The 22,810-nt window shown below is 61.4% G+C and carries 29 protein-coding genes; 15 read left to right on the top strand and 14 right to left on the bottom strand.

Annotation, left to right across the window (positions count from 1 at the left end):
- Positions 1-245 precede the first annotated feature (245 nt).
- Positions 246-977, top strand: coding sequence for a TetR/AcrR family transcriptional regulator (locus ACP148_RS11320; protein WP_421952491.1), 732 nt, complete (start codon positions 246-248; stop codon positions 975-977).
- A 10-nt stretch (positions 978-987) separates the two neighbouring features.
- On the opposite strand, the gene ACP148_RS11315 is transcribed toward ACP148_RS11320, so the two are convergent.
- The 3 genes from ACP148_RS11315 to ACP148_RS11305 form a co-directional block, all read right to left on the bottom strand.
- A complete protein-coding gene (locus ACP148_RS11315) occupies positions 988-1,263 on the bottom strand; it encodes a hypothetical protein (protein WP_264225096.1) in 276 nt (91 codons plus the stop codon).
- A 113-nt stretch (positions 1,264-1,376) separates the two neighbouring features.
- Positions 1,377-1,742 (bottom strand): TIGR02301 family protein, encoded by a 366-nt coding sequence (locus ACP148_RS11310; RefSeq protein WP_421952490.1) that lies wholly within the window; start codon positions 1,740-1,742, stop codon positions 1,377-1,379.
- Complete coding sequence (locus ACP148_RS11305) at positions 1,739-2,146, bottom strand: NUDIX hydrolase (protein WP_421952489.1); 408 nt, start codon at positions 2,144-2,146, stop codon at positions 1,739-1,741. Before ACP148_RS11305 ends, ACP148_RS11310 begins: the two co-directional genes overlap by 4 nt.
- Positions 2,147-2,194: 48 nt before the next feature.
- Here ACP148_RS11305 and ACP148_RS11300 point away from each other — a divergent pair, with 48 nt between their 5' ends.
- Together ACP148_RS11300 and ACP148_RS11295 are read left to right on the top strand one after the other, a co-directional pair.
- Entirely contained in the window at positions 2,195-2,941 is a 747-nt protein-coding gene (locus ACP148_RS11300; RefSeq protein WP_421952488.1) for an SOS response-associated peptidase, read from the top strand.
- A 378-nt stretch (positions 2,942-3,319) separates the two neighbouring features.
- Positions 3,320-3,553 (top strand): hypothetical protein, encoded by a 234-nt coding sequence (locus ACP148_RS11295; RefSeq protein ID WP_421952487.1) that lies wholly within the window; start codon positions 3,320-3,322, stop codon positions 3,551-3,553.
- 47 nt (positions 3,554-3,600) lie between these two features.
- Here ACP148_RS11295 and ACP148_RS11290 read toward each other — a convergent pair whose 3' ends face one another.
- Positions 3,601-4,167, bottom strand: coding sequence for a TetR/AcrR family transcriptional regulator (locus ACP148_RS11290; RefSeq protein WP_421952486.1), 567 nt, complete (start codon positions 4,165-4,167; stop codon positions 3,601-3,603).
- 76 nt (positions 4,168-4,243) lie between these two features.
- On the opposite strand from ACP148_RS11290, the gene ACP148_RS11285 reads away from it, so the two are divergent.
- Together ACP148_RS11285 and ACP148_RS11280 are read left to right on the top strand one after the other, a co-directional pair.
- Positions 4,244-5,266: an SDR family oxidoreductase gene (locus ACP148_RS11285; RefSeq protein WP_421952485.1), complete on the top strand. Its 1,023-nt coding sequence runs from the start codon at positions 4,244-4,246 to the stop codon at positions 5,264-5,266.
- Positions 5,267-5,345: 79 nt separating this feature from the next.
- Positions 5,346-6,109 (top strand): IS5 family transposase gene (locus tag ACP148_RS11280; protein WP_421951250.1). Its coding sequence is split into 2 segments (ribosomal slippage): positions 5,346-5,673 and positions 5,673-6,109, totalling 765 coding nucleotides; the frame shifts between segments, so codons are not numbered across the junction.
- A gap of 18 nt (positions 6,110-6,127) precedes the next feature.
- Here the strand turns inward: ACP148_RS11280 and ACP148_RS11275 are convergent.
- Together ACP148_RS11275 and ACP148_RS11270 are read right to left on the bottom strand one after the other, a co-directional pair.
- Positions 6,128-6,706, bottom strand: coding sequence for a hemerythrin domain-containing protein (locus ACP148_RS11275; protein WP_425033506.1), 579 nt, complete (start codon positions 6,704-6,706; stop codon positions 6,128-6,130).
- Positions 6,707-6,743: 37 nt separating this feature from the next.
- Entirely contained in the window at positions 6,744-8,156 is a 1,413-nt protein-coding gene (locus ACP148_RS11270) for an FAD-binding oxidoreductase (protein WP_425033505.1), read from the bottom strand.
- 143 nt (positions 8,157-8,299) lie between these two features.
- On the opposite strand from ACP148_RS11270, the gene fabI reads away from it, so the two are divergent.
- The 4 genes from fabI to ACP148_RS11250 all read left to right on the top strand — a co-directional run bounded on the left by fabI (position 8,300) and on the right by ACP148_RS11250 (position 10,787).
- Positions 8,300-9,103: an enoyl-ACP reductase FabI gene (gene fabI / locus ACP148_RS11265; RefSeq protein ID WP_421952478.1), complete on the top strand. Its 804-nt coding sequence runs from the start codon at positions 8,300-8,302 to the stop codon at positions 9,101-9,103.
- Between the two features lie 60 nt (positions 9,104-9,163).
- Positions 9,164-9,790 (top strand): histidine phosphatase family protein, encoded by a 627-nt coding sequence (locus ACP148_RS11260; protein ID WP_425033504.1) that lies wholly within the window; start codon positions 9,164-9,166, stop codon positions 9,788-9,790.
- 7 nt (positions 9,791-9,797) lie between these two features.
- The gene (locus ACP148_RS11255; RefSeq protein ID WP_421952475.1) at positions 9,798-10,223 is read left to right on the top strand and encodes a group III truncated hemoglobin; all 426 of its coding nucleotides are present in this window, start codon (positions 9,798-9,800) and stop codon (positions 10,221-10,223) included.
- Positions 10,224-10,514: 291 nt separating this feature from the next.
- The gene (locus tag ACP148_RS11250) at positions 10,515-10,787 is read left to right on the top strand and encodes a hypothetical protein (RefSeq protein ID WP_421952474.1); all 273 of its coding nucleotides are present in this window, start codon (positions 10,515-10,517) and stop codon (positions 10,785-10,787) included.
- 37 nt (positions 10,788-10,824) lie between these two features.
- On the opposite strand, the gene ACP148_RS11245 is transcribed toward ACP148_RS11250, so the two are convergent.
- Together ACP148_RS11245 and ACP148_RS11240 are read right to left on the bottom strand one after the other, a co-directional pair.
- The gene (locus ACP148_RS11245) at positions 10,825-11,460 is read right to left on the bottom strand and encodes a LuxR C-terminal-related transcriptional regulator (RefSeq protein WP_421952473.1); all 636 of its coding nucleotides are present in this window, start codon (positions 11,458-11,460) and stop codon (positions 10,825-10,827) included.
- Entirely contained in the window at positions 11,457-13,628 is a 2,172-nt protein-coding gene (locus tag ACP148_RS11240; protein WP_421952472.1) for an ATP-binding protein, read from the bottom strand. The genes ACP148_RS11245 and ACP148_RS11240 overlap by 4 nt, the downstream gene beginning before the upstream one ends.
- A 146-nt stretch (positions 13,629-13,774) precedes the next feature.
- Between ACP148_RS11240 and ACP148_RS11235 the strand changes: the two genes are divergently transcribed.
- On the top strand, positions 13,775-14,206 hold the full coding sequence (locus ACP148_RS11235) for a hypothetical protein (protein ID WP_421952471.1): 432 nt from the start codon (positions 13,775-13,777) through the stop codon (positions 14,204-14,206).
- 46 nt (positions 14,207-14,252) lie between these two features.
- Here ACP148_RS11235 and ACP148_RS11230 read toward each other — a convergent pair whose 3' ends face one another.
- Positions 14,253-14,588, bottom strand: a complete 336-nt coding sequence (locus ACP148_RS11230; protein ID WP_421952470.1) for a hypothetical protein — start codon at positions 14,586-14,588, stop codon at positions 14,253-14,255.
- Between the two features lie 258 nt (positions 14,589-14,846).
- On the opposite strand from ACP148_RS11230, the gene aroC reads away from it, so the two are divergent.
- From aroC to ACP148_RS11215, 3 genes are all read left to right on the top strand, one after another.
- Positions 14,847-15,968 (top strand): chorismate synthase, encoded by a 1,122-nt coding sequence (gene aroC, locus ACP148_RS11225; RefSeq protein ID WP_421952469.1) that lies wholly within the window; start codon positions 14,847-14,849, stop codon positions 15,966-15,968.
- 94 nt (positions 15,969-16,062) lie between these two features.
- Positions 16,063-17,142: a 3,4-dihydroxy-2-butanone-4-phosphate synthase gene (gene ribB, locus ACP148_RS11220; RefSeq protein ID WP_421952483.1), complete on the top strand. Its 1,080-nt coding sequence runs from the start codon at positions 16,063-16,065 to the stop codon at positions 17,140-17,142.
- 81 nt (positions 17,143-17,223) lie between these two features.
- Positions 17,224-17,490: a hypothetical protein gene (locus tag ACP148_RS11215; protein ID WP_421952468.1), complete on the top strand. Its 267-nt coding sequence runs from the start codon at positions 17,224-17,226 to the stop codon at positions 17,488-17,490.
- On the opposite strand, the gene ACP148_RS11210 is transcribed toward ACP148_RS11215, so the two are convergent.
- From ACP148_RS11210 to ACP148_RS11195, 4 genes are read right to left on the bottom strand one after another with little or no spacing between them, the layout of a single operon-like run.
- On the bottom strand, positions 17,487-18,233 hold the full coding sequence (locus ACP148_RS11210; protein ID WP_421952467.1) for a TlyA family RNA methyltransferase: 747 nt from the start codon (positions 18,231-18,233) through the stop codon (positions 17,487-17,489). The two genes, ACP148_RS11215 and ACP148_RS11210, sit on opposite strands and share 4 nt — an antisense overlap.
- On the bottom strand, positions 18,230-18,817 hold the full coding sequence (locus ACP148_RS11205) for an SCO family protein (RefSeq protein WP_421952466.1): 588 nt from the start codon (positions 18,815-18,817) through the stop codon (positions 18,230-18,232). The genes ACP148_RS11210 and ACP148_RS11205 overlap by 4 nt, the downstream gene beginning before the upstream one ends.
- A 15-nt stretch (positions 18,818-18,832) precedes the next feature.
- A complete protein-coding gene (locus ACP148_RS11200; protein WP_264225079.1) occupies positions 18,833-19,066 on the bottom strand; it encodes an exodeoxyribonuclease VII small subunit in 234 nt (77 codons plus the stop codon).
- Positions 19,067-19,082: 16 nt separating this feature from the next.
- Positions 19,083-20,033, bottom strand: coding sequence for a histone deacetylase family protein (locus ACP148_RS11195; protein WP_421952465.1), 951 nt, complete (start codon positions 20,031-20,033; stop codon positions 19,083-19,085).
- Positions 20,034-20,106: 73 nt separating this feature from the next.
- Between ACP148_RS11195 and ACP148_RS11190 the strand changes: the two genes are divergently transcribed.
- Entirely contained in the window at positions 20,107-21,054 is a 948-nt protein-coding gene (locus ACP148_RS11190; RefSeq protein ID WP_421952464.1) for an L-threonylcarbamoyladenylate synthase, read from the top strand.
- Between the two features lie 9 nt (positions 21,055-21,063).
- On the opposite strand, the gene ACP148_RS11185 is transcribed toward ACP148_RS11190, so the two are convergent.
- Entirely contained in the window at positions 21,064-22,023 is a 960-nt protein-coding gene (locus tag ACP148_RS11185; RefSeq protein WP_421952463.1) for a DnaJ C-terminal domain-containing protein, read from the bottom strand.
- A gap of 154 nt (positions 22,024-22,177) precedes the next feature.
- Here ACP148_RS11185 and pdxH point away from each other — a divergent pair, with 154 nt between their 5' ends.
- Complete coding sequence (pdxH, locus tag ACP148_RS11180) at positions 22,178-22,807, top strand: pyridoxamine 5'-phosphate oxidase (RefSeq protein ID WP_421952462.1); 630 nt, start codon at positions 22,178-22,180, stop codon at positions 22,805-22,807.
- Positions 22,808-22,810: the final 3 nt, after the last annotated feature.

Below are 22,810 nucleotides of genomic sequence, written 5' to 3'. Positions count from 1 at the left end.
GGTCTCTCTTTGCGGTTCGCGCGTGGCCGGCCTGATAGCCAGCCTCGTCCAACCGGTATGGGCGCGATCGCGCAGGCCGCGGCTCGGCTCCAGCGGCAGTCCCGCCCTCTGATCGGTTTTTCCTTCAAGACCCACGGCTCACCCGCGGACCTTCTCCCGAACCTCATCTCGGCTCACCCTCTGGACCTGCGCCACTGGCAATGTCATTATGCCTCCACCATACAAACCGACGGTCGGTTTTTCAAATGATGAATGCAACAATCACGACACGCCGCAAGAATCTGTCACCCGAAGCCCGCCGGGCCCAATTGATCGACTGCGCGCAGGCCCTGTTCGCAACCAAGGGTTACGAGGCCACGACCATCGGCGATGTCATGGCCATGGCAGGCGTTTCAAAAGGTGGTTTCTACCACCATTTTCAATCCAAGGAGGCGCTGCTCGAGGCGCTGGCCGGGCGGTTTGCGCTACAGGCTTTGGCCGCCATGCAGCCGATTCTTGAAGATCCCTGGCTCGATCCGTTCACGCGCCTCAACCGCATCCTCCGCCAGTTGCGCCTCCGCAAGGGCGAAGCCGCCCCCGATGTGGGCAAGGCGTTCGACGCCGCGTTCCAGCCGGGAAACATCGTGCTGTTCGATCGCGTCCGCCGAGCGGTCACGGCAATAGTGGCTCCCGTCATCTCCAAAGTCATCGTCGACGGCGTGGCGGAAAAGGTCTTCGACGTGCCCGATCCCGACAGCTGCGTCGAAATCATCCTCAATCTCAACGCAGCCGCATATGACGCGGTCGCAGCCGCCATGGCCGAGCGCGACAGGGGAGAGCGTGGCCCGGCTCTCGAAAGGCTTTATCGCATGATGGAGATGCAGGGGATTGCGGTCGACCGACTTTTGGGCCTGCCGGACGGTTCGCTGACCTGGATCGAGCCGGGAACGCTGGAAAAGATCCTGCAACTGCCCGCGGGCAAGTCATCCACGCGGTAACGGCAAGAGCCTACTGCAGCACTCTGTCCAGCGTGTATTCACCATTGCTGATTCGATCCGGGATGTTCCCGATCAGCTTTGCAACGGCTTCTTCGCCGTAATCGCGGACCAGCGTGGCGATCGCCGCAAACAGCGCAGCGTGGGCCAGAGCTTCCGTATCGACACCATCGGTATCGGCCGAATTCCAGGCTTCCGCCAGATATTCGAGAGCGATCTGGCGCTCTTCCTGCTCGGCCTCGATGGCAGCGGATTCGGTGGGAAACGGAAATGTGGTGCGCGTCGTCATGACCGCTAGTTAACATGCCTTTGGGGCGCTGCTAAGAGGAAATGACCAATTGGTTAACGTGTCGCATCAAATTCGTTCGGAGCGCGACATAGAGGGGGAACAGGAAGGGAAGCCTATTCGGCGTATCGCTGGTGAATGTCGCGCGCCAGCACGTCCCCTTCGGTCAACAACCGGGTTATGGCGACCTCGGCCGACGGCGTGCAACTTCGGTAAAAACGGGCATAGGCTTCATATCCCGCGTTGAACGCTCCCGCCAGCCGCGCCCGGCGATCCTCGTCAGGTTCGTCCAACTCGATCAGCTCCGCCATCTGCCCTCGCCAGTCGGTCACCTGATCGCCGCACAGGGGAGCCAGCATATAGAGCGATCCCAGGATTTCAGACAGCCGCTCCATTTGCCCCTGATAGGGTGGATCGACGGCCAGGGCGGGGAAGGGGGCGGCAGTGATCGCCGCGACAAACAGCCACCGGAAAAGTTTCATTGGTCCACCCTCGCCAGCCCAAGACATTGCACGCAGGCATGAACGATCTCGGCGAGATGGTCGGTGGTGCGATAGGACTGAACCTCATCCACATGGACCCAGTCCCAATCGCTGATTTCGTGGCTCGTCACCGGCGCGCCCATCGGGCAGTGGGCGGCGAACACCGCAAGGGTGTAGGTCTTGGCGCCTTCTCCCACCGTTTCAACGAGCACCTGAACAGGGTCGGCAACCAGAAGCCGCGTTTCTTCGAACAATTCGCGTTTGACGCACTCGAGCAGGGTTTCCCCGGGCTCCATCCGTCCACCCGGAAACGTCCACAGCCCCAGGAAGGGCGCGTATGCGCGCTGGATCAGCAACACCTGATCGCCATTGAAAAGCCCGATCGAGCAGGCGTCGGGCTTCATGTGCTCGCTGCCATCGCTATAGTGGTGGGGAACGGAGACCAAAGACTCATGTGCGGACGATACGCGGTTACCTTGCCAGACGAGGCGATGCGCCAGATTTTTGCTACCGACAATCTAATTCAGTCCGTGCCGCGCTACAACATCGCTCCCACTCAGCCCGTCATTGCCATCTGGGTCGACGACGCCATGCGCCGCACCGCAAAGCTGGCGCGCTGGGGGCTGGTGCCGGGATGGGTCAAGGACCCGCGCGAGTTTCCGCTTCTGGTCAATGCCCGCGCCGAAACCATGGCCACAAAGCCCGCCTTCCGCGACTCGGTAAAACACAAGCGCTGCGTCCTGCCCGCCTCGGGCTATTACGAATGGCAAACGCTGCCCAACGGCAAAAAACAGCCCTATTACATCACCCTCAAGGACGATGAGCCTTTGGCGTTGGCCGGGCTCTATTCGAGCTGGATGGGGCCCGATGGCGAAGAGATCGACACGGTCGCGACCATAACGGTGCCCGCCGGGCCCGATGTCGCTCATATCCATGACCGTATGCCCGCCCTGATGCGGGGCGGCCAGATCGATTCCTGGCTCGACACGAAAAACATGCGATTCGCCGAGGTCGAACCCTTCGTGGTGCCACAGCCGGAGGGCTCCATGGCCTTTCATCCCGTTTCGGTGCGCGTTAATTCCGCCTCAAATGAAGGTCCCGATCTCATCGAGCCGGTCAGCGAAGCGCTCGATGATGGCACCGGTGACAAGTCTATGACAGTCAAGGCAAAAAAGTCGACGCAACTCGATCTTTTTTGACGTTTCGGGCCGGAACCGGTTCCTCGATTGTCCGTTCTTGGGGCAGGAATTTTCGCGTCGAAATGTCGATTTGACACAAACGCACTCGATTTTTTCGTCAAGCCTTGTTATTTATCGCTCGTGGCACCAAATGCGGTGTCCCGAGGTCAGGCTGGAGAACGGCAATGGTAACACAAACTGCATGGACACGCCTGACCGCGTCCGAGGACACCTGCGTACGATTTAAGCTCAAACGTACCGGTCTCATGTGTCGCTCCTGGATGTGGCGCGTATAGCGGCTGACAACTAGCCCCTTCGCCCCGTCACAAGACCCTCACATTAGACTGTTAGCAACCGCTCAGGGCTGGGCGGAATCGCGTATCGCAGAGTGTTTCGATCATGACCAAGCCAATCGTTATTTCAGTTGCCGGTGAACCCCAGGGCGTCGTTGTCCCCAACGGCCCGGACTTCCGCTTCATGGCGGTCAAGCTGGGCGTTTTTCCGCTCGATGGCCGGATTTTCCAGTCCATTGATGCCGCTCGCGCCGCCGCCGAAGCCGTGGTCGAGGGTGCGGCCGAACTCGCAGGTTCGCTCGAACCCAATGACGGCAATGACAGCGGGCTCGTTGCCTGAAGCGCGACAAGACAAGACAAGACAAGTTAAGCCAGTCTCCAACGCGCTTAGCTGCTTTGGAGAGACCCCCGGATCACCCGCTCACACAACAGCCTGATGGCGCCGCGCACCGCCGCGCCGTCGGGCGATTTCGCCAGTATTCCGCTGCCCGCTGCGAGCAGGACCGCTGCAAGCTGGTCGGGCATCGCGATTCCCGCATCGGCAAGAGCCTTGCCCAGCCGCGCCAGAATCGCATCGTCGACTTCCTTGAATTTTCGGCCCAGCCGATGTGGTTCGCTCACCAGTTCATCGGCGTGCGGCGAGCCCTCGAGCATGTCGGCAATCGAACCGTACATCTCGGCCATGGCGTTGCCCACCCGCTCTTCAAGCGGCGCGTCGATATCGAAGGCCCGGTCGAATGTCTCGGCCTTGTCCAAGACCAGATCTTCGATCAGCGCGTCGAACACCGCTTCCTTGTCTGAAAACTGGGCGTAAAGCGTGGGCTTGGCGATCCCGGCCGCCTTGGCGATGGCTTCCATCGTCGCAGCCCGCAATCCGGTCTTGAGCATCACCGCGCGCGCCGCCTCAAGGATGCGGCGGCGCTTTTCCAATACGCGCGGGGAGGGAGTGGACAAAAGCAAATGCTCCTATTGAACGTTTTGAACGAATAACGTATATATCGTTCAAGTTTCAATCGATCGGACACATATCATGACAGACCGCGTTCTTCTCACCGGAATTTCCGGCTTCCTGGGCGGCCATGTAGCGCTCGAACTGCTCGGAGCCGGTTATACAGTGCGCGGCAGCGTGCGCAATCTTTCGCGGACCGACAAGGTCAGGGCTACGCTCCAGCGCGCGGGCGCGGACATCTCGCGTCTCGAATTTGTCGCGCTCGATCTGGAACGCGACAAAGGTTGGGACGAGGCCATGGAAGGCGTGCGTTTTCTTCAACACACGGCTTCTCCTTTCGTGCTGCAGATGCCTCCCGACAAGAACGAACTGATCCGTCCGGCCGTCGAGGGCACCGAGCGCGCGCTCAATGCCGCTCTGGCTGCCAATGTTGAGCGCGTCGTACTCACCTCCTCCATGGCAGCCATTGCCTATGGGCACGACAAATCCCGAACCGCGCCATTCACCGCCAACGACTGGACAAATCTCGAGGGTAGGGGCGTCACTCCTTATACAGAGTCAAAGACGTTGGCCGAACGCCGCGCCTGGGAGATCATGCGCGCCGCCGGCCGCGAAACCGATCTTGCAACCATCAACCCTTCGGGGATTTTCGGCCCGCTGCTCGATGAGGATCCGGGCACCTCGGCGACTCTTGTGCAGCGCCTGATGAACGGGTCGGTTCCAGCCGCGCCGCGCATTCCCCTCGTTGCCATCGACGTACGTGATGTCGCCAGGGCTCACCTCGCCGCCATGATCTCGCCTGAGGCCGGTGGCCACCGTTTCCCGATGGGCGAACGCACGATGTTTTTTGCCGAGGTTGCCGCAATCCTGCGCCAGGCGTTCCCCGCCCACGCCCGAAAGATTCCGCGGCGCGAACTGGCGGACTGGATGGTCCGCATCTACGGGTTGTTCGACAAGGATGTGCGCTCCAATCTGGGTGAACTGGGCGTTCTCAAGCGTCTCGACTCCTCGGCTGCGACGCGCCTGCTCGGCCGCGAGCTGATCCCGGCCGACGCATCGTTCATCGCCACCGGCGAGAGCCTTATCGCGCACGGATTGGTCTAGGCTGTAGTGACGATTTAATGTTTTGGGATTCCCACATCGCGGCAAATCAGATTCAACGCTGACTTTTGGGAGGTCAGCGATGGATGGCGAGATTTTACGCGACGATCAGTGGGAACAGATCAAGCCGTTTGTCCCGGGCGGTCGCAAGGGCAAGCGCGGCCCACGTAGTGATGGGCGTCGGTTTTTCAATGCGCTTTTGTGGATGGCCCGGTCTGGTGGCCGCTGGCGCGATCTGCCCGAAGACCGGTTCGGTCCTTACCAGACGGTCAAGCGGCGCTATTACCGCTGGATCGAGATGGGCGTGTTTGATCGTCTGTTCGAGGCGGTCGCAAACGCTCCCGATCTCGAATGGTTGGCCATCGACGCCACAGTGATCCGCGCCCAGGCCCAGGCCGCAGGGGCGCGGCGAAAAAGGGGGGAGCGCAAACCCAGGCTCTCGGTCGCTCCCGTGGCGGTTTCGGCACCAAGCTCCATGCCGTAGTTGATGCGCTTGGCCTGCCGGTCCGCTTTGCGCTCGGGCCGGGTCAGCAAAATGATATGGCACCCGCCTGCGATCTGGTCGCCGGACTGGCCGCGGGCAAAGTTCTCGCCGACCGGGCCTATGACGCCGATAGCCTCCATGATGTCATTCTCGATGAAGGCGGCGAGCCAGTGATCCCGCCCCGCCGCCACCGCAAATACCAACATGGCTACGACAAGATCGCCTATCGGCAACGCTGGGGCATCGAAGGTTTTTTCGCCAAGCTCAAGCAGTGGCGCCGCATCGCAACTCGATATGACAAGCGAGCCGCCCACTTCCTAGGCTTCGTCAAAATTGCCAGCGTCATGCTGTGGCTTAAATGATTAAATCGTCACCACAGCCTAGACACCGATCCCGAAATACCCCAGCGCATCCCCGATTTCGTCTTCCTCGTAGCCGAGGTGCGAAAGCAGCACGCGTTCCAATGCGTCGTTGATCTCGGTTGCGCTGGCAAAATTTGCGGCGTTCGGCTCTCGCACCAGCGCGTTGAGCGCCGCGATAAGCTTGACCAGCAGATTGTGCACGATCTCATGCTCGGCCTGCAGCCGGTCGGTGACCTTCTTCCAGGCTTGACCCTTCTCCGACAGCGCGGGAAAGATGTGCGCGTCCTCGATTGAATGGTGCATATGGACGGTTTGGCAATGCTGGCCGCACAGATTGCCGAACTGGCGATAGTTCGAAACCATCGTCAGGGCTTCTGCCTCCGCCTCGACCTCTTTGACCGTTTTCTCGCCCGCCATCACCTGATCGATCATCGTGCGCAGCACTTTGACGTTTTCACGCAGATGATCGTGGATCATTTTCAGGTGCTGGCCCGGCGCGCGCTGGCTGGCCGTCAGATTTTCCAGCTTGGGCGCGCGCGGCCGCGTGGAATCGTCGAGAAACGCAATATCGAGAAGCATGGCAGTGTCAGAATCCATTAAACTCGACCCAATTTAGGCATTACGACGCCAATTTCTACCCCAGCACTTTCCCGGGGTTGAGTATGCCCTTCGGGTCGAGCGCCGACTTGATCGCCTTCATCATTTTTAGCGCCACGGGGTCTTTCACCTGCTTGAGCAGCCCGGTCTTGAGTTGCCCTATTCCGTGCTCGGCCGATACCGATCCATCCAATTCGCCCACAACGGCGTAAACCGCGTCGTGCACAGCTCCGGCGCCATCCATAAAGGCCTTGCCGTCCGCCCCTTCGGGCTGGGAAAAATTGAAATGGATATTGCCATCGCCAAGATGCCCGAACGGCACGGGCCGGATACCGGGCACAGCCTTCTGTGCCGCCTCGCTTCCCCGCGCGATCAGTTCGGGCACCGCGGCAACCGGAACCGAAACGTCGTGCTTGATCGAAGCTCCTTCGCGTGACTGCACCTCGCTCATCTGCTCGCGCGCATTCCAGAACGCTTCGCGCTGGCCCAGTGTTTCGGCAATCACCCCATTGCTCACCAGCCCGGCCTCGAACGCCCTTTCGACCGCCTGCGATAGCCCGCCCGCCGCGCCGCCCCTGGGCACGGAAATCTCCACGAGCACATACCAGTCCGACATCTCCGCCGTCGGATCCTGCGCCATCATCTTGTGCTTGAGTTGAAAATCGATGCCGATGCGCGGCATCAATTCAAACGCCGTCAGCGTATTGCCCGCCCGCGCCCGCATCGTCGTGAACAGCTCGAGCGCCGCCTCGGGGCTTGCCACATTGAGCAGCGCCGTCTCATGCGCATCGGGCTTGGGAAACAGTTTTACGGTCGCCGCCGTAATGACCCCCAGAGTGCCTTCCGACCCAACAAGCAGGTCTTTCAGGTCATAGCCGGTATTGTCCTTGCGCAGCGCATTGAGCCCTTTGTAGATCGAACCGTCCGCCATCACCGCCTCGACTCCCAGGCACAATTCGCGCGCATTGCCATAGGAGAGCACCTGCACGCCCCCCGCGTTCGATCCCAGAACGCCCCCGATCCGCGCCGAACCCTGCGAGGCGATATAGAGCGGAAACATCATTCCCGCCTCTTCGGCGATCTCATGGGCCTCCTGAAGCGTGGTGCCCGCGTCCAGCGTCATGTGCCCGGCCGCCGCGTCGACGTTCCGAACCCCCTTGAGCCGGGAAACCGACAGGATCACTTCATCGCCGAACGCTGGCACCTGCCCACCCACCAGCCCGGTATTTCCTGCTTGCGGCACGATATGAACGCCCACCTCGTTGGCCCATTCCATAACCGCCTGCACTTCGGCCACCGTTCGGGGCAGGGCTACGGCCTGAGCCGGCTTGTGAAACCGGTGACGCGGTTCGCAAACATAGCCCGCCATATCGCCCGTCTCGGAAACAACGCTGCTCTCTCCCAAAAGCTGGACGAGGGCCGGAACGATCTGGTCTTTGGAAAGGGTCATCTCAAAAGTCTTTCTGCAAGCACTTGGCGAACTATCGCATGCGGGGGAGGGGATTCGCTACCGCACCAACCCGCTTCCCACCTTGCCCGTTCCCATCCCCTGTGCCAAAACCACCAGCAATGAAACGATCATCGGAGAACACCATGGCTGGTTTGATGGAAGGCAAGCGCGGGCTCATTATGGGCGTCGCCAACAACCGCTCTATCGCCTACGGCATTGCCAAGGCGCTGCATGCGCAGGGCGCGGAAATGGCCTTCACCTATCAGGGCGAGGCGCTGCACCGCCGCGTCGAACCGATCGCCAAGGAATTCGGCTCCGATCTCGTCCTGCCATGCGATGTGACCGACCCCGATGCCATGGATGCGGTCTTCAACGTGCTCAAGTCCCAATGGGGCAAGCTCGATTTCCTCGTTCACGCCATCGGCTTTTCCAACAAGGAAGAGCTTGAGGGGCGCTATGTCGATACCACGCCGGGCAATTTCGCCCTGACCATGAACATTTCGGTGTTCTCGCTGACGGCGCTCGCCAAGCGCGCCGAAGCGTTGATGGACGATGGCGGCTCGATCCTCACCCTTACCTATTACGGTGCGGAAAAGGTCCTGCCCAATTACAACGTCATGGGCGTTGCCAAGGCGGCGCTTGAAGCCTCGGTGCGCTACCTGGCCTCCGATCTCGGCCCCCAGAAGATCCGCGTCAACGCCATCTCGGCCGGGCCGATCAAGACCCTTGCCGCCTCGGGCATTTCCGATCTGCGCGAAATGCTCAAATGGAACGAGGAAAACGCGCCGCTCCGCAAGAACGTCACCATCGACGAAGTCGGCAATTCGGCGCTCTACCTGCTCTCGGACCTCTCGAGCGGGGTCACCGGCGAAGTCCATTATGTCGATTCCGGCTATAACATCATCGGCATGAAGGCCATGCCCAAGGACGCGCCTGCCGGCCAGTAGTATCGTCACAGGAGCGCGCTATCGTGCGCGCTCCTGCAATTATCAGTGATTGATTCGTCCATGCACCAGGTCACCTGGCCCGATTTTTACTTCGCACGGCACGGGGAAACCGATTGGAACCGTGAGCGCCGCTATCAGGGCAGCCGCGATATCCCCTTGAATGAAACCGGAAGGCGCCAGGCCGATTCCAGCGGCCCGCTGCTGCGCTTCCTGCTCGAGGAAGCCGGCAGCGACCCCGCCAAATTCAAATGGTACGCCTCCCCCCTCAGCCGGGCCAGCGAGACCATGGATCGCATGCGCGCCGCCTTCGATGTCCCGCTCCCCGATGTCATTTATGACGAGCGCCTGATCGAGATTTCGTTCGGCAAGTTCGAGGGACTGCTGCACGAGGAGATCGCCCGCGAGCGCGAGGCTCTCGCCCCCGGCCAGCGCGACGCCACCTACTGGAATTTCCGTCCCGAAGGCGGTGAAAACTATCAGGATCTTGCCGACCGTCTGCTCGATTTCGCGCAGGGGCTGACCCATCATTCCATCATCGTCGCCCATGGCGGCGTGCTGCGCGTCCTGCGCCACCTGGTCGAAGGCGTTGCCCGCGGCGAAGTCCTCAACTGGGCCCCGCCCCAGGGCGTCATCGCCCATTTCACCGCCGGCCGGATGACCCTGCACGCCGCCAAAAAGACGTGGTGAGAAAATCTTGACGGACGACAACCCGCTGACCCGCCCCGGTCCGGCGCATCCCGATATCACCGATCCCGATATCGCAAAACTCGTCGCGACCTTTTACGCCCGCGCCCGCGAGGACGAAATCCTCGGCCCCGTGTTCAACCGCGCCGTCCACGATTGGGACGAACACATCGCCCAGATCACCGATTTCTGGTCCTCGATCATGCTGCGTACAGGGCGTTATTCTGGACGCCCGCTCAATCCCCATCTGCGCCTGCCTATCGAGGCTGAACATTTCGACCGCTGGCTTGCTCTGTTCGAACAGACCGCCGCCGAAATCTTTCGCCCCGACATCACCCACGAATTCATGATCCGCGCCCGCCGCATCGCCGACAATTTCGAGCTCGCCATCGGCTCCATGCGCGGGGAAATCAGGTCGCCGCGACATTCGCGCTGACCGCGGCCGGCGCGATCTGACATATTGATCGAATGCATAGCCGTCGGGGCCGGGTCACCTGAACAGGGGAGTGGCCAGGTTTGATCGCGACGGTATGGTAGCATTTGGACACTGCGATACAGCCGGTCCCTCTGGAGCGCGCCCCGCAAAAGCATGTCCTCGACCCGATCGGGGATGGAAACGGTTTTGCGGCTCGGACGCGCGGCAAAACAAAGGTTTAGAGCCGAGGATTTGATTCAATCAAATCCTGAACGTCTCTAGGTGAGGAAAGCGCAGTATTGTGAGACGCATGTGAACGGCGGCGATGGCGTTTATACGTTGTTTGCGATTCAGTTTGGTCTGTTTGCCGTATGGACCATGCTGGCATTCGGCATGCTTTTTTGTCTCTATCGCGACGCCGTGTCGAAAACGCAGTCTTGTTTTCCAGGTCTAAGGGCCGTACTGGATGCAATTGGAAGCAGCTTTCACAAGCCGCAATACGCGAATATATGGCTATCACTGTACATTTTGACTGTTGCTCTGCTGGCCATCGCGGCATTCATTCCGCAGGTCATGGATGTATAGAGCAAGCCTGCGTTGGGTTTGCAACGGATCGAAGCGGCTACAAAAGCCCTATCCGCGTTGCGTGACGCGTTGCTTCTGCCCGTGAAGATATGTTGAGCTTGCGATAGATGTTCTTGATATGGCTCGCGACGGTGGTCGCGGACACCTCCAATACGCGTGCCACATCGGTATTGCGCATTCCCTTGGCGATATAGGACAGAACCTCCTGCTCCCGTTCGGTCAGAATCCCATCCGGCTCGTCAATGGGACCGGTCCGGCGGAAGTGCTCGATCACTCGCCTTGCGATGGTCGGTGACAGCGCGGGAATACCCAGTTCGATATTGCGCAACTGGCGCTCGATCAGCAGTGGAGCCTGGCCCTTGAGCAGATAGCCATGTGCGCCGGCCGAAAACGCATTCACGATATGCCCGTCATCGTCAAGAACGGTCGTAACCACGCAAATGGTTTCGGGGCATCTATGGGAAATGTCGCGTATGAGGTCGAGACCGGAACCATCGGGCAGTCCGATATCGATAAGGGCCAGGTCCGGAACATCCAGGCTCAGCGCATGCCGACCCTGGCCAATTGTGCTGGCTGTTTCGATATGGGCTCCGGCAAAGGTCCTGCCCGCCAGTTCGACCAGCAAGAGCCTGGCGTCGGGCTGATCTTCGACGATCAATATGGTCTCGATCATGGGGCCGCGGTCTCCGGTTCGACAGGTAGTCTGAGGCTGATCGTGGTGCCCTGGCTGCCATCGAATTCAAGAGTTCCTTTATGGCTGTGAACGCGCGCCATGATGTTCTCTATTCCGTTCCCCAAACGCGATTGACCGGGTTCAAATCCCTTGCCGTCGTCGTGGAGGGTTGCGCTGAGATAGCCGCCCTCGTGCAAGATTGTGACCGTAAACATCCTCGCTTCGGCGTGCCGCATTGCGTTCGTGGCCGCTTCTCTCACGATAGACCGGATCGTATGGGCCAAACCCGCCCCGACCACCGCCTTGTCCGCAAGCGAGGACCGCCAGATCAACTCGATGTTCTGGCTTTCCAGGCGCTCGGCGGTTTCGTATCGCAATTCCGACAGCAATTCCTCGAGCCCTATGCCATTGCCTTGCGCATTTGTGATGATGTCGCGCAGATCCGACAAGGTTTCGCTGACGATTTCATCCTTTCGCTCTGGCGTTTGGCTGTTGAGCGTACGCAGCAATTGCGCACCGATGTTATCGTGCAGATCCCGTGCAATCCGCGCCCGTTCTGCCCGCGCCCCTCTATCATGGGCGTCGCGACTGTCGATGGCATGGCCGAGCAACTCCAGATTCTCGCGTACGGAGACCGCATCGCGTTCGGAAAACAGGCGACGGCCGTGAGATGCGTAGCGAAGGATCGTCCCATCGATGTCTCCAAACGATGGAACCGAAAGCCCGATGCCCTCTTCGATAAGTTGAACCGATGGCGGGCGGCGCCCGTCCGTTTCAATGGTCAGCGGATGAAACCTTGTCGCCAGAAAATCCTTCCAGGCCTGGTTCTGAGCCGTTGGAGAGCGGGACAATGCAATCTCGAATATGGCCTGGTGTCGCATTTGGTTGGTTTGGCGTTGTCCCCATACAAGATCGCCCAGCCAGTTGCGGAACGGCAGATAAACGAAGGCGACGGCAAGAAGGGCGAGCCCGAACGCCGGAACGCGATCCATGGAAACGACATAGATCAGAAGGGCATCGAGCCCGATAAGCAGCGCCGCGCCCACCATGTACCCGCCGAGGCGAAACGCCCAGGTCCCAAGATCGAAGAGCCGATATCGGACGACACCGAGCGCCAGCCCGGCGTAAAGCAGAAATATCACCCCGAACGCATATCCCTGTGACATCTGCGGTTCGATGCCGAGCATGACCGGAGCGGCAATCGTGAAAACGAAAATGCCTGTGCCCAAAAGAATTGAAAGGCCGAACCACCCAAGTGCCGCCCTTGCCACGAGGTCCTTTCGCGCCAGAAACAACTGAACGCCAAGCAGCGCTGCAATCGCGCAGAACTGGGCAAGAACGGTGCCGTAGGCAAGCACCGTCGTATTTTCCAGCAAGCGTAGTGTTTGCGCGATCCAGACGGCGAAGGTGAGACCCCAGGCAAGAGCGCTCCATCCCAATGGCAACAATGAACGCGGATAGATCAGAAAAAGGCTGATCAGCGCCGTCCCGAACATGCACGTTCCAAGATGGTTGATACTCGAAAGCACCTGAAACAGATCGCCCTCAAGTGCCAGCTGCCTGGTGCTGTAAACAGAGGCCGATACAGCCGAGAGCATCAGCCCAAGCCCCGTTAGAAAAAACAGGAACGCCGCCGCATCCCTTCGCCGCAGGGCCCAGACCAGGGCTCCTATCGTGAGGCCCGCAATGCCTACGAAATTCTGGAGCCAGTATTGGAAGGGCATTGATGTCCATGGGCGGGCGGACTGAGGCTCAATGACGTGTCGTGCCACTGCGCCTGAAGGTGTGATGGTTTCCAGGACGACTTGAGACGACCCGATTATGTCGGTCAACTCGTTCTGCCGCTCGATGAAAGCCCGTCTTGCCGAACGTGTAGCAATTGTATCGGGATCCTCGATCAGATCCCGTGCTTCAAGGACGACCGCATCGGTTTCGGGCGTGCCTATGGCGACAAGGCGTTGCCCGGTGAGGTTCAGGCCGCCGTCCTCGAATATCCGGACGGTGCCATCATCGGCAAGCCCGACCCTGATATCGAGATAAGGGCGGGCGGTTGCCAGATACAGGCTCGCAATCAACGCCACGGCGGCCAAGGCCACGGAAACCAGCAAGATCAGGCTGGGCGAACCGCGAAGGGTTATCCGTCTTTCACCTAGCGAAATTGCAGACAAACCGGCCCCCACCCATCCTCAGAACAGAGGATGCCATAGTTCAACTTTTTTTTATAGCGTTCATGGGCCGCCGCTCGTGCTGACGTATCCCGGATTCCATGATGGAATTTTCCGGATGGCCCGAGCCTGGATATGGAGTAGGGCAGTTGAAAAAATCACCGATCCTTGCTGGCATTGCCGTTATGATCCTCACCCACCCGGTCGGCGCTCAATTTGCCCGGGAAGGCATCCCGACGGTTCCCAATGGCATCGTTTCGCCCTTTGTCGGCTCATGGCAGGTCGGGTTTCCCCAGGCAGACGGCGGGATAATTGGCGCGCCCCTGGTGACGTGCGAGGAGCCTGTAATCCTTGCCGATCTGACCGACAATAGATTGAGCCATAGTACGTCCTCGGGACAATCGGTATCGTTTGAGGTCTTTGAGTTCTCCAACCGCACAACGTGGTTTCCTGAGGCCGGCGAAAGTTCGGTTGCCGTCTGGACCTCGCCGGATGAGTTTTTGCTCTATCGCGTCGATATGGTCACCGGGCAGGCCCATTGGGACGATCCCAGGAGTTATCGGCGCTGCGAACGGGATTGAAGGGCGGCCGCTCCGCGATTGGCAGGTATCGGACATGACGCGGGCGTCAATCGTAGTAGGTATAGACGCCCACTTCGCATACATTGACGCCCGATCGAATGAGGTCTGCGCCATCTGCGAAAATCGCGCGGAAGTCATAACGGCAATACCCCGATCCATCGTCCACGTTGATAACGATCGACCGCCCGGCCGGCAGAACCGAATTGCCCAGAATATCTTCCTCCCAGGTGGTTCTATCCACATTGGAAGCGTAGAAATAGGTCATTGTGGTGGAGGTGAAATTCTCGATCCTGACGCGGCGGTCATAGCGGTCGGCGTGTGCGCTGGTGGCGAAAAGGATAGTGGCCACCGCAAGCGCGAATGCAGCAAGTCCTGACTTCATGTTGATCTCTCCATTTGCTCCCTTCTGGAAATTATCTGCAACCAACATGGCTTAGCTCCGCAGGCTCTTGCACACCCTTTCCAGTTGCACGAATTCTGCCCCGGCTCCTGCAATGATCCCATCCCCTGTCCAGGGGATGGAGGAGCCCTGCGGAGTGCCTTCGCGCCATTGCGGCAGCGTGTCCGCTAATCCCATCGAACGATTGACCGCACCCCCACCGCTGCCTAGAACACCCTCACCATTTCCGGGGGCACTCCCATGAGCGACAATTCTTTCGGCCACCTTTTCCGCTTCACCACCTGGGGTGAAAGCCACGGGCCCGCGCTTGGCGTTGTCGTCGACGGGGTGCCCCCCGATCTTCCCATCTCGGCTGAAATCATCCAGCGCGATCTCGATCGTCGCAAGCCCGGCCAGTCGCGCTACACGACCCAGCGCCGCGAAGCCGACGAGGTCAAAATCCTCTCCGGCGTCTTCGAGGACGAGCGCACCGATGGCCTGCGCACCACAGGCACCCCCATTTCGCTGATGATCGAAAACACCGACCAGCGCTCCAAGGACTATTCGGAAATCCGCGACAAGTTCCGCCCCGGCCACGCCGATTACACCTACTTCCAGAAGTACGGCATCCGCGACTATCGCGGCGGCGGCCGCTCCTCGGCGCGCGAAACAGCGGCCCGCGTCGCCGCTGGTGCCGTCGCCAAACTTGTGATCCCCGGTGTCACCATCCGCGCTTCGCTCGTCCAGATCGGGCCCCACAAGATCGACTACGCCAATTTCGACTGGGATCAGGTCGACCAGAACCCCTTCTTTTGCGCCGATCCCGCCGCCGCCCAAACCTGGGCCACCTATCTCGATGGCATTCGAAAGGCCGGCTCGTCGGTCGGCGCCATCATCGAAGTGGTCGCCGAAGGCGTGCCCGCCGGTTGGGGCGCCCCGATCTACGGCAAATTGTCAGCCGACATCGCCTCGGCCTTCATGTCGATCAACGCCGTAAAGGGCGTCGAGATCGGCGAAGGCATGCACGCTGCCCAATTGACCGGCGAGGAAAACGCCGACCAGATGCGCTCTGAGCGCCCGCTGCCCAAATTCCTGTCCAACAAGGCCGGCGGCATTCTCGGTGGGATATCGAACGGCGATCCCATCGTCGCGCGCTTTGCGGTCAAACCGACAAGCTCGATCCTCACCCCCCGCCAGACCGTCACCACCGCCAATGAGGACGCCGATATCGTCACCAAGGGCCGTCACGACCCCTGCGTCGGTATCCGCGCTGTCCCCATCGGCGAAGCCATGATGGCCTGCGTTCTCGCCGACCACATGCTGCGCCACCGTGGCCAGACTGGCCGCGAAGCCGGCATCGGTTTCGGCCGCAACGATTTGTGAGAAGGCGCAGCCTTAACCTCTCCCTTGGGGGAGAGGTCGGCGCGAATGCGCCGGGTGAGGGGGCCTTCCCAAGCATAACGGAGTTAAAGCGTTGATCTCTGAATCCGACACCCGCGTCGAAGCCGCCCTCGATGCCATGAAGCGTGGCGGCATGGTCGTCGTCATCGATGATCACGACCGGGAAGGGGAGGGCGACATCATCGCTGCCGCCTCTACCATCACCCCCGAGCAGATGGCCTTCATCGTCCGCCACACCTCCGGCATCGTCTGCGCGCCGATCACCGGCGAACGCGCCGCAAAGCTGCGCCTCGATCCCATGGTCGCCACAAACGACTCCGCTCACTCGACCGCATTCACCGTCACTATCGATTTCAAGCACGGCACCACCACCGGCATTTCCGCCGATGATCGTACGGCGACAGTGCGCGCCCTGACCAACGGCAATGTGGCCGCCGAGGATTTCTCTCGCCCCGGCCACATCTTCCCGCTCATCGCCCGGCGCGGCGGCGTCCTGATGCGCTCTGGCCACACCGAGGCAGCGGTGGATTTGTGCAGGCTCGCCGGTCTGCCCGATGTCGGGGTCATCTGCGAACTGGTCAATGACGATGGCACCGTCACGCGCGGCCAGCAGGTTGCCGATGTCGCCGCAACCCACGATTTGCCGCTGATATCGGTCGCCGATCTCATCGCCTACCGCCAGCGCCGCGAAAAACTCGTCGAGCGCGTCGCGACGTTCGAAATGGATACGGCGGCGGGCCGTGCCATCGCCTATGCCTATTCGACCCCGTTCGATCGCGTGCAGCACCTTGCCCTGGTGTTCGGCGATCTCGGGCAGGGCGCTCCGGTCAACGTCCGCCTCCAGCGCGAAGACATCGTGACCGACGTGTTCGGCGGTGCGGAAAAGCTCAACGCTTCGATCGCCGCCCTGTCGCAAACGGGCGGTGTTCTCGTCTATCTGCGCGAAGGCAATGCCGGCGTCGCCTACGACAAGGCCGCCGCCGAGGCCGAGCGCGAAGACCATGGCTCGGCGCGCGACCGCGAGGCGGAATGGCGCGAGGTCGGGCTTGGCGCCCAGATCCTGCGCGATCTGGGCATTTCGGCCATCAAGCCCATGTCCTCACGCTCGCGCCGCTATGTAGGGCTCGAAGCCTTCGGGATCACAATTTCCGACTGAAGCCCCGATCGCCCGTCATAATCCTGTGGTCGACATCGACTAGCAATGGCCCGATTGTTCGGAATCGGGAGACCGGCGGATATGTGGAGGATCGTAACGATTCCCGTCGCGCTGGTGCTCCTTGTCGCGGGAGCCATTCTGGCGCCGACCCCGATCCCTGTCGGCGTGCCCCTTATGGCGCTCGCCATCTTCCTGTTGATCGGCAGCTCCAAATTCGCCCTGCGCTCGGTCCGCCGCCTGCGCCGCCGCTGGAGGGGGCTCGATCAGGCGCTGACACGGCTTGAAACGCGCACCGCCGGCACCATAGCCCGGACCTTCAGGCGCTCCCGCCCGCACCGTCCCGGCTAGATCGGTGCCCAGCGCCGCCGGAAACCGGCCAGAAATTCGCCATTGCCATCCCCGCCCCTGATCGGGGAGGGCCACAGCCCGGCCCGTTCCCAGCCCAGGGCTTCCATATGGGCCATCACCGCCTCGACCGCCGCCGCCACATGTGGCCCGGGCACCACGATGCCGCCCTTGCCTATATGATCGCGCCCCACCTCGAACTGCGGCTTGATGAGCAGAATGGCCTGCGCCCCCGGCGCGCATAGGGCCGAAGGGGCGTCGATGATCTTGGTCAGCGAGACAAAACTCACATCGGACACCAGAAATGCAATCGGCTCGGCAATCAACTCGGGCGTCAGATCGCGCGCATTGACCCCTTCGAGCGCTCTTATATTGTCGAGCCCGGCAACATCGTTGTGCAATTGCCCATGCCCAACATCGACGGCGTAGATCTGCTGCGCGCCGCGCTCGGCCAGCACCTGGCTGAACCCACCTGTCGAGGCGCCAAGGTCGAGACAGATTTTTCCCCGGGGATCGAAGCCGCTTTTTTCCAGTCCTTCGACAAGTTTCAGCGCCGCGCGGGAAACATAGCGTGAGGCGGGATCATCGAGCGCAATTGCATCGCTTTCGCCCACAAGCTGGCTCGGTTTGCCGGCCGCAGCGCCATTGACCGTGACTGTCCCGCGCAGAATGGCGTCACGCGCCCGTGCTCTGGATTGAGAGAGCCCGCGCTTTTCGAGCGCAATGTCGAGCCTTATGCGGCTCATGACGCCGTGAGGCGCCTCACCTTGTCGAGCGCAGTCTGGCTGTCCTCGCCCCAGGCGATGGTGCCAAAGAAATCCCCTTCGGCATCGATCATGAAAACCGAGGCTGTGTGGTTGACCAGATAGTCGGTCGAGCCTTCGGCATCCACTTTTTCGGAAAACACCCCATAGGAGCGCTTGATCTGCTCGGTCTGCCCCTCGTCGCCCACCAGGCCCATCACATCGGGTCCGAAATTGGACAGGTACTCGCGCGTATGTTCGATGGTATCGCGCTCGGGATCGACCGAAACGAAAATGATGCGCAACTCGTCATCGTCGAGCCCGAGCGACTGCTTCCAGCCGGTCGCTTCCGCGAGCGTGGTGGGGCACACGTCCGGGCAATAGGTGTAGCCAAAAAACATGAGCGTCGGCGTGCCCAGCAGATCGTCCTGGGTAAAGCTCTCGCCCGTCGATGTGGCAACCATTTCGAACGGCCCGCCAAACATCGCACCCGATGGCTGGATGGGCTTTGTCAGATAGATGACCGTGGCAGAAACCGCCGCAAGCGCCACGAGGGCCCACAGAACGATGCGCACTTTTCCCAGCACTGCGAAATTCCTGACCTATTGATCCAGCGGCTCGACGCCCACCGGCGTTCCGTCCTTGGCCAGCGTGATCTTTTCGATCCGCGCTTCGGCCTGCTTGAGCAGGGCTTCGCAATGGCGTTTGAGCGCTTCGCCGCGCTCATAGATAGCAATCGATTCCTGCAGGGGCGCTTTGCCGCCTTCGAGCTGCGCAACGATCTTTTCAAGCTCGTCCAGCGCGGCTTCAAAGCTCATTTCGGCGATCTCGGTCATAACTGCCCCTTCGTCTTCAATCGTGATAATCGGGTCCGGCTTGGCCGGTCAGCAGCATGCCTACATGCGCCGACACCCCTGAGGCAAGCCCGCCAAGATCGTAGCCGCCTTCGAGCATCGAGACCAAACGGTTTGAGCAGCGCTTTTCGGCAATGTCCATCAACTTTCCCGTGAGCCAGGCGAAATCGGCGCCCACCCATTCGAGCTGTGCCAGCGGATCGCGCCGCTCGGCGTCAAAGCCTGCCGAAACCAAAATCAGGTCCGGCGCGAAATTGTCGACCGCCGGCAATATTTGCCCTTTATACGCCGCCCGCATCTCTTCTCCGCCGCTCCCGGCTTCGAGCGCCGCATTGAAAATGTTGCCCACACCTCTCTCATGAGGTGCCCCCGTCCCCGGATAAAGCGGCATCTGATGCGAGGAGGCATAAAGGATCGAGGGGTCGTCTTTGAAAATGTCTTGCGTGCCATTGCCGTGATGCACGTCGAAATCGATGATCGCGACACGCTCGGCGCCATACAGCCGTTGCGCCTGCCGCGCGGCTATGGCGATGGTGTTGACCAGGCAAAACCCCATGGAGCGGTCGCGCTCGGCGTGATGTCCCGGCGGACGCGCCAGAACGAACGCGTTATGCGCCTCGCCCAGAATGACCGCCTCGATCCCGCGCAAGACCCCACCCAGAGCCGTGGCCGATGCTTCAAGGCTTCGCGATGAGACGAACGTATCGGGATCGATCTGCCCAATCCCTTCGGCGGGCCGGACCGCGCGGATGGTATCCATGACCTTGGGGCTGTGGACCAGCTCGGCCAGGTCGAGATCGCCCGGCGTTGCCGCCTCCCGCGTCAGGCCGCCAAAACGGGGATGGGCCAGCGCCCTTGTCGCGGCCTCGATCCGCTCCTGCCGCTCGGCATGGCCGCTCGGTGTCGCATGTGCCGACCCGTTTGTCTGGCTGATGAGAAGGGTGGTCATTTAGGGCTCAGGACCTGTGCCTTGGCTGTTTCCTCTTCTTGACGCGGCACCGGGCGCTTGTCAAACAACGTCGATGAAGCCAGCACCCGCCGATCCCCGAACCATTGAAGACGCCGCAGCCCTGTTGCAAAGGGGGCAGTTGTGCGCCTTCGCGACGGAAACGGTCTATGGCCTCGGTGCTGACGCCACCAATTCCGACGCTGTCCTGAAAATCTACGAAACCAAGGGCCGCCCGCGCTTCAACCCGCTCATTTCCCACTGCGCCGATATGGAAATGGCCGGGCGCTTCGGCGACTTTTCCCCACTCGCCCGCAGCCTGGCCGACGCCTTCTGGCCCGGCCCGCTCACCCTCGTCGTTCCGGTAAAACCCGGCGCGGGTCTCTCCGATCTCGTCACCGCTGGTCTCGATACGGTCGGCTTGCGCGTTCCGGCCCATCCCATGGCGCGCGAAATGATCGCTGCGCTGGGCCGTCCCGTCGCCGCGCCATCGGCCAATCCATCGGGCAAACTCTCGCCCACCACCGCCGACCATGTCCGCACTGCCTTTGCCGGAGCGGTCCCGGTTCTCGATGGCGGCCCGTGTCAACGCGGCCTGGAATCCACAATCCTTGCAGTCACCGACGAAGCGGTCACCCAGCTTCGCGCCGGCGCGCTGGCCCGTGAGGAAATCGAGGCTTTTCTCGGTCGTCCCATAGCGCTCGCGACCCCCAACGCCGCCATCACGGCGCCGGGAATGCTCAAGAGCCACTATGCCCCCAACGCGCCCCTCCGTCTCGAGGTCGCGGCGCCCGAGCCCAGCGAGGCCTACCTCGCTTTCGGCCCGGGCACCGCCCATGCGGGCCCGCTCCTCAATCTCTCGGAAACCGGCGATCTGCGCGAGGCAGCCCGAAACCTTTTCTCCCATCTTGCCCGGCTCGATGCTTCGGGGGCAAAATCGATTGCTGTCGCGCCCATTCCCCAAGCCGGTCTGGGCGAGGCGATCAACGACCGTCTCGAACGCGCCGCCGCGCCACGCGGCTGAGGGCCGCGTTCAGTCTCTCACATTGTAGGGCTTCTGGTCCTTCCAGAACCGCATAAGGCTCTCGAGATCGGGGTCGCCGCCCTTGGGCAGCACGATCCGCAGATTGACGTAGAGATCGCCCTTGCCGAACAGCCCCTTGCCCTTGAGCCGCATGGCCTTGGATGTGTCCGGTCCCGGCGGCAGGGTCAGTTCCACGGCGCCGTCGAGCGTCGGCACGCGCACCTTGGCGCCCAGCACCGCCTCATAAAGCGCAATCGGCACGTCGACGCGCAGATCGTGCCCGTCCTTGCGGAACTGCTTGTGCCTGGCAAACTTTATCGTCACCAGCGCATCGCCCGGCTGCCCGGTCAGCGGCGAAGGCCGGCCCTGGCCGCGCAATCGCACCTGTTGGCCCTCTTCGAGCGGGGAGGGGAGCTTGACCGACACCGTCTTGCCTGAAGGCAGGGTCACCGGAACCGAACCGCCCTTATGGGCGTCTTCCAGCGACACGGCGAGATTGACCACGACGTCCTCGCCCTTGGCCGATCCCGAAGCGCCGGTCGTCGTGCCCGTGAACGGGTCCCAACTCGCGCTGCCGGCGCCGGCACCGAACGGACTGCCGCCCGGACCGCGTCGTGTGCCGCCGAACCCGCTCATGAATTCCTTTAGGATATCTTCGGCATTGAACCCGCCCGCTCCTGCGCCCGCGCCGGTCCGGCCGCCGCGCATGCCCGAGGGGTCGAACCCGCCGAAACCGGCAAATTTTGGATTGCCGTCCGCATCGATCTCGCCGCGGTCATATTGCCCGCGCTTGGTCTTGTCCGACAGGAGATCATAGGCGGCCGTTGCCTCGGCAAATTTCTCATGCGCCGCCTTGTCGTCCGGATTCTGATCCGGGTGAAAGGTCTTGGCCAGCTTGCGGTAGGCGCTCTTGATCTCCTTGTCGCTGGCGCTCTTTGGCACGCCGAGCACTGTATAGGGGTCGCGCATTCGCTTTGTTACACCTTGAAAAGGGCGCTCCGGCATGTTGTCCGGCAGCGCCAAATCCTTTCGATCCACGATTTGCGGGGCATTGAAGCTCCGCGGCTTTGCGTTCTATATGGCCACGGCCCTTGATAATGTCCAGCAGGGATGGATTGTACCCGTGACGGCTTCGCTCACCGATCTGCTGTTCGACGATGACTATGATGGTAGCATCGACCCTCTCGAACTGTTCCCCCACTGGCTCGAAGAGGCCCGCGAGCACGAGCCCAACGACCCCAACGCCATGGCGGTTGCAAGCGTCGATAACACCGGCATGCCCGACCTGCGCATGGTGCTGCTCAACGGCTATTCGCACGAGGGATTCGTCTTCTTCACCAATTTCGAATCGGCCAAGGGCCGCGAATTGCTCGCGCAGCCCAAGGCGGCACTGCTGTTCCACTGGAAAAGCCTGCGCCGTCAGGTTCGCGTGCGCGGCCCTGTCCAACAGGTCGCCAGGACCGAGGCCGACGCCTATTTCGCCTCCCGTCCCGCCGAGTCGCGTATCGGCGCCCACGCCTCGGACCAGTCCCGGCCCCTCGAAAGCCGCAGCGTCCTGGTGAAGCGCGTCGAGGCGCTGACCGAAAAATTTACCGATGGCAAAATTGGCCGCCCCGCCCATTGGTCGGGCTTTCGGGTGCGCCCGCTCCAGATCGAATTCTGGAAGGACGGCGCCTTCCGGCTCCATGACAGGGTGCTCTTCACGCGCCCCGACCTCGCCTCCGACTGGTCGCGCACCCGGCTTTTCCCTTAGGCT

The sequence above is a fragment of the Pelagibacterium sp. genome, assembly GCF_965249125.1.
Taxonomy (GTDB): domain Bacteria; phylum Pseudomonadota; class Alphaproteobacteria; order Rhizobiales; family Devosiaceae; genus Pelagibacterium.
The sequence above is the reverse complement of the archived record's forward strand: the minus strand, read 5'-3'. Positions and strand labels throughout refer to the sequence as shown.

Excerpts from the sequence above, each read along its gene's own strand:
- ACP148_RS11195 (WP_421952465.1), bottom strand. The coding sequence starts at position 20,033 with ATGACCACCCTTCTCATCAGCCAGACAAACGGGTCGGCACATGCGACA.
- ACP148_RS11275 (WP_425033506.1), bottom strand. The coding sequence starts at position 6,706 with ATGGATTCTGACACTGCCATGCTTCTCGATATTGCGTTTCTCGACGAT.
- ACP148_RS11320 (WP_421952491.1), top strand. The coding sequence starts at position 246 with ATGATGAATGCAACAATCACGACACGCCGCAAGAATCTGTCACCCGAA.
- ACP148_RS11305 (WP_421952489.1), bottom strand. The coding sequence starts at position 2,146 with ATGAAGCCCGACGCCTGCTCGATCGGGCTTTTCAATGGCGATCAGGTG.
- aroC (WP_421952469.1), top strand. The coding sequence starts at position 14,847 with ATGAGCGACAATTCTTTCGGCCACCTTTTCCGCTTCACCACCTGGGGT.
- ACP148_RS11230 (WP_421952470.1), bottom strand. The coding sequence starts at position 14,588 with ATGAAGTCAGGACTTGCTGCATTCGCGCTTGCGGTGGCCACTATCCTT.
- ACP148_RS11310 (WP_421952490.1), bottom strand. The coding sequence starts at position 1,742 with ATGAAACTTTTCCGGTGGCTGTTTGTCGCGGCGATCACTGCCGCCCCC.
- ACP148_RS11200 (WP_264225079.1), bottom strand. The coding sequence starts at position 19,066 with ATGACCGAGATCGCCGAAATGAGCTTTGAAGCCGCGCTGGACGAGCTT.
- ACP148_RS11190 (WP_421952464.1), top strand. The coding sequence starts at position 20,107 with ATGAAGCCAGCACCCGCCGATCCCCGAACCATTGAAGACGCCGCAGCC.
- ACP148_RS11245 (WP_421952473.1), bottom strand. The coding sequence starts at position 11,460 with ATGATCGAGACCATATTGATCGTCGAAGATCAGCCCGACGCCAGGCTC.
- ACP148_RS11300 (WP_421952488.1), top strand. The coding sequence starts at position 2,195 with ATGTGCGGACGATACGCGGTTACCTTGCCAGACGAGGCGATGCGCCAG.
- ACP148_RS11210 (WP_421952467.1), bottom strand. The coding sequence starts at position 18,233 with ATGAGCCGCATAAGGCTCGACATTGCGCTCGAAAAGCGCGGGCTCTCT.
- ACP148_RS11295 (WP_421952487.1), top strand. The coding sequence starts at position 3,320 with ATGACCAAGCCAATCGTTATTTCAGTTGCCGGTGAACCCCAGGGCGTC.
- ACP148_RS11260 (WP_425033504.1), top strand. The coding sequence starts at position 9,164 with ATGCACCAGGTCACCTGGCCCGATTTTTACTTCGCACGGCACGGGGAA.
- ACP148_RS11285 (WP_421952485.1), top strand. The coding sequence starts at position 4,244 with ATGACAGACCGCGTTCTTCTCACCGGAATTTCCGGCTTCCTGGGCGGC.
- ACP148_RS11215 (WP_421952468.1), top strand. The coding sequence starts at position 17,224 with ATGTGGAGGATCGTAACGATTCCCGTCGCGCTGGTGCTCCTTGTCGCG.
- ACP148_RS11315 (WP_264225096.1), bottom strand. The coding sequence starts at position 1,263 with ATGACGACGCGCACCACATTTCCGTTTCCCACCGAATCCGCTGCCATC.
- fabI (WP_421952478.1), top strand. The coding sequence starts at position 8,300 with ATGGCTGGTTTGATGGAAGGCAAGCGCGGGCTCATTATGGGCGTCGCC.
- ACP148_RS11270 (WP_425033505.1), bottom strand. The coding sequence starts at position 8,156 with ATGACCCTTTCCAAAGACCAGATCGTTCCGGCCCTCGTCCAGCTTTTG.
- ACP148_RS11185 (WP_421952463.1), bottom strand. The coding sequence starts at position 22,023 with ATGCGCGACCCCTATACAGTGCTCGGCGTGCCAAAGAGCGCCAGCGAC.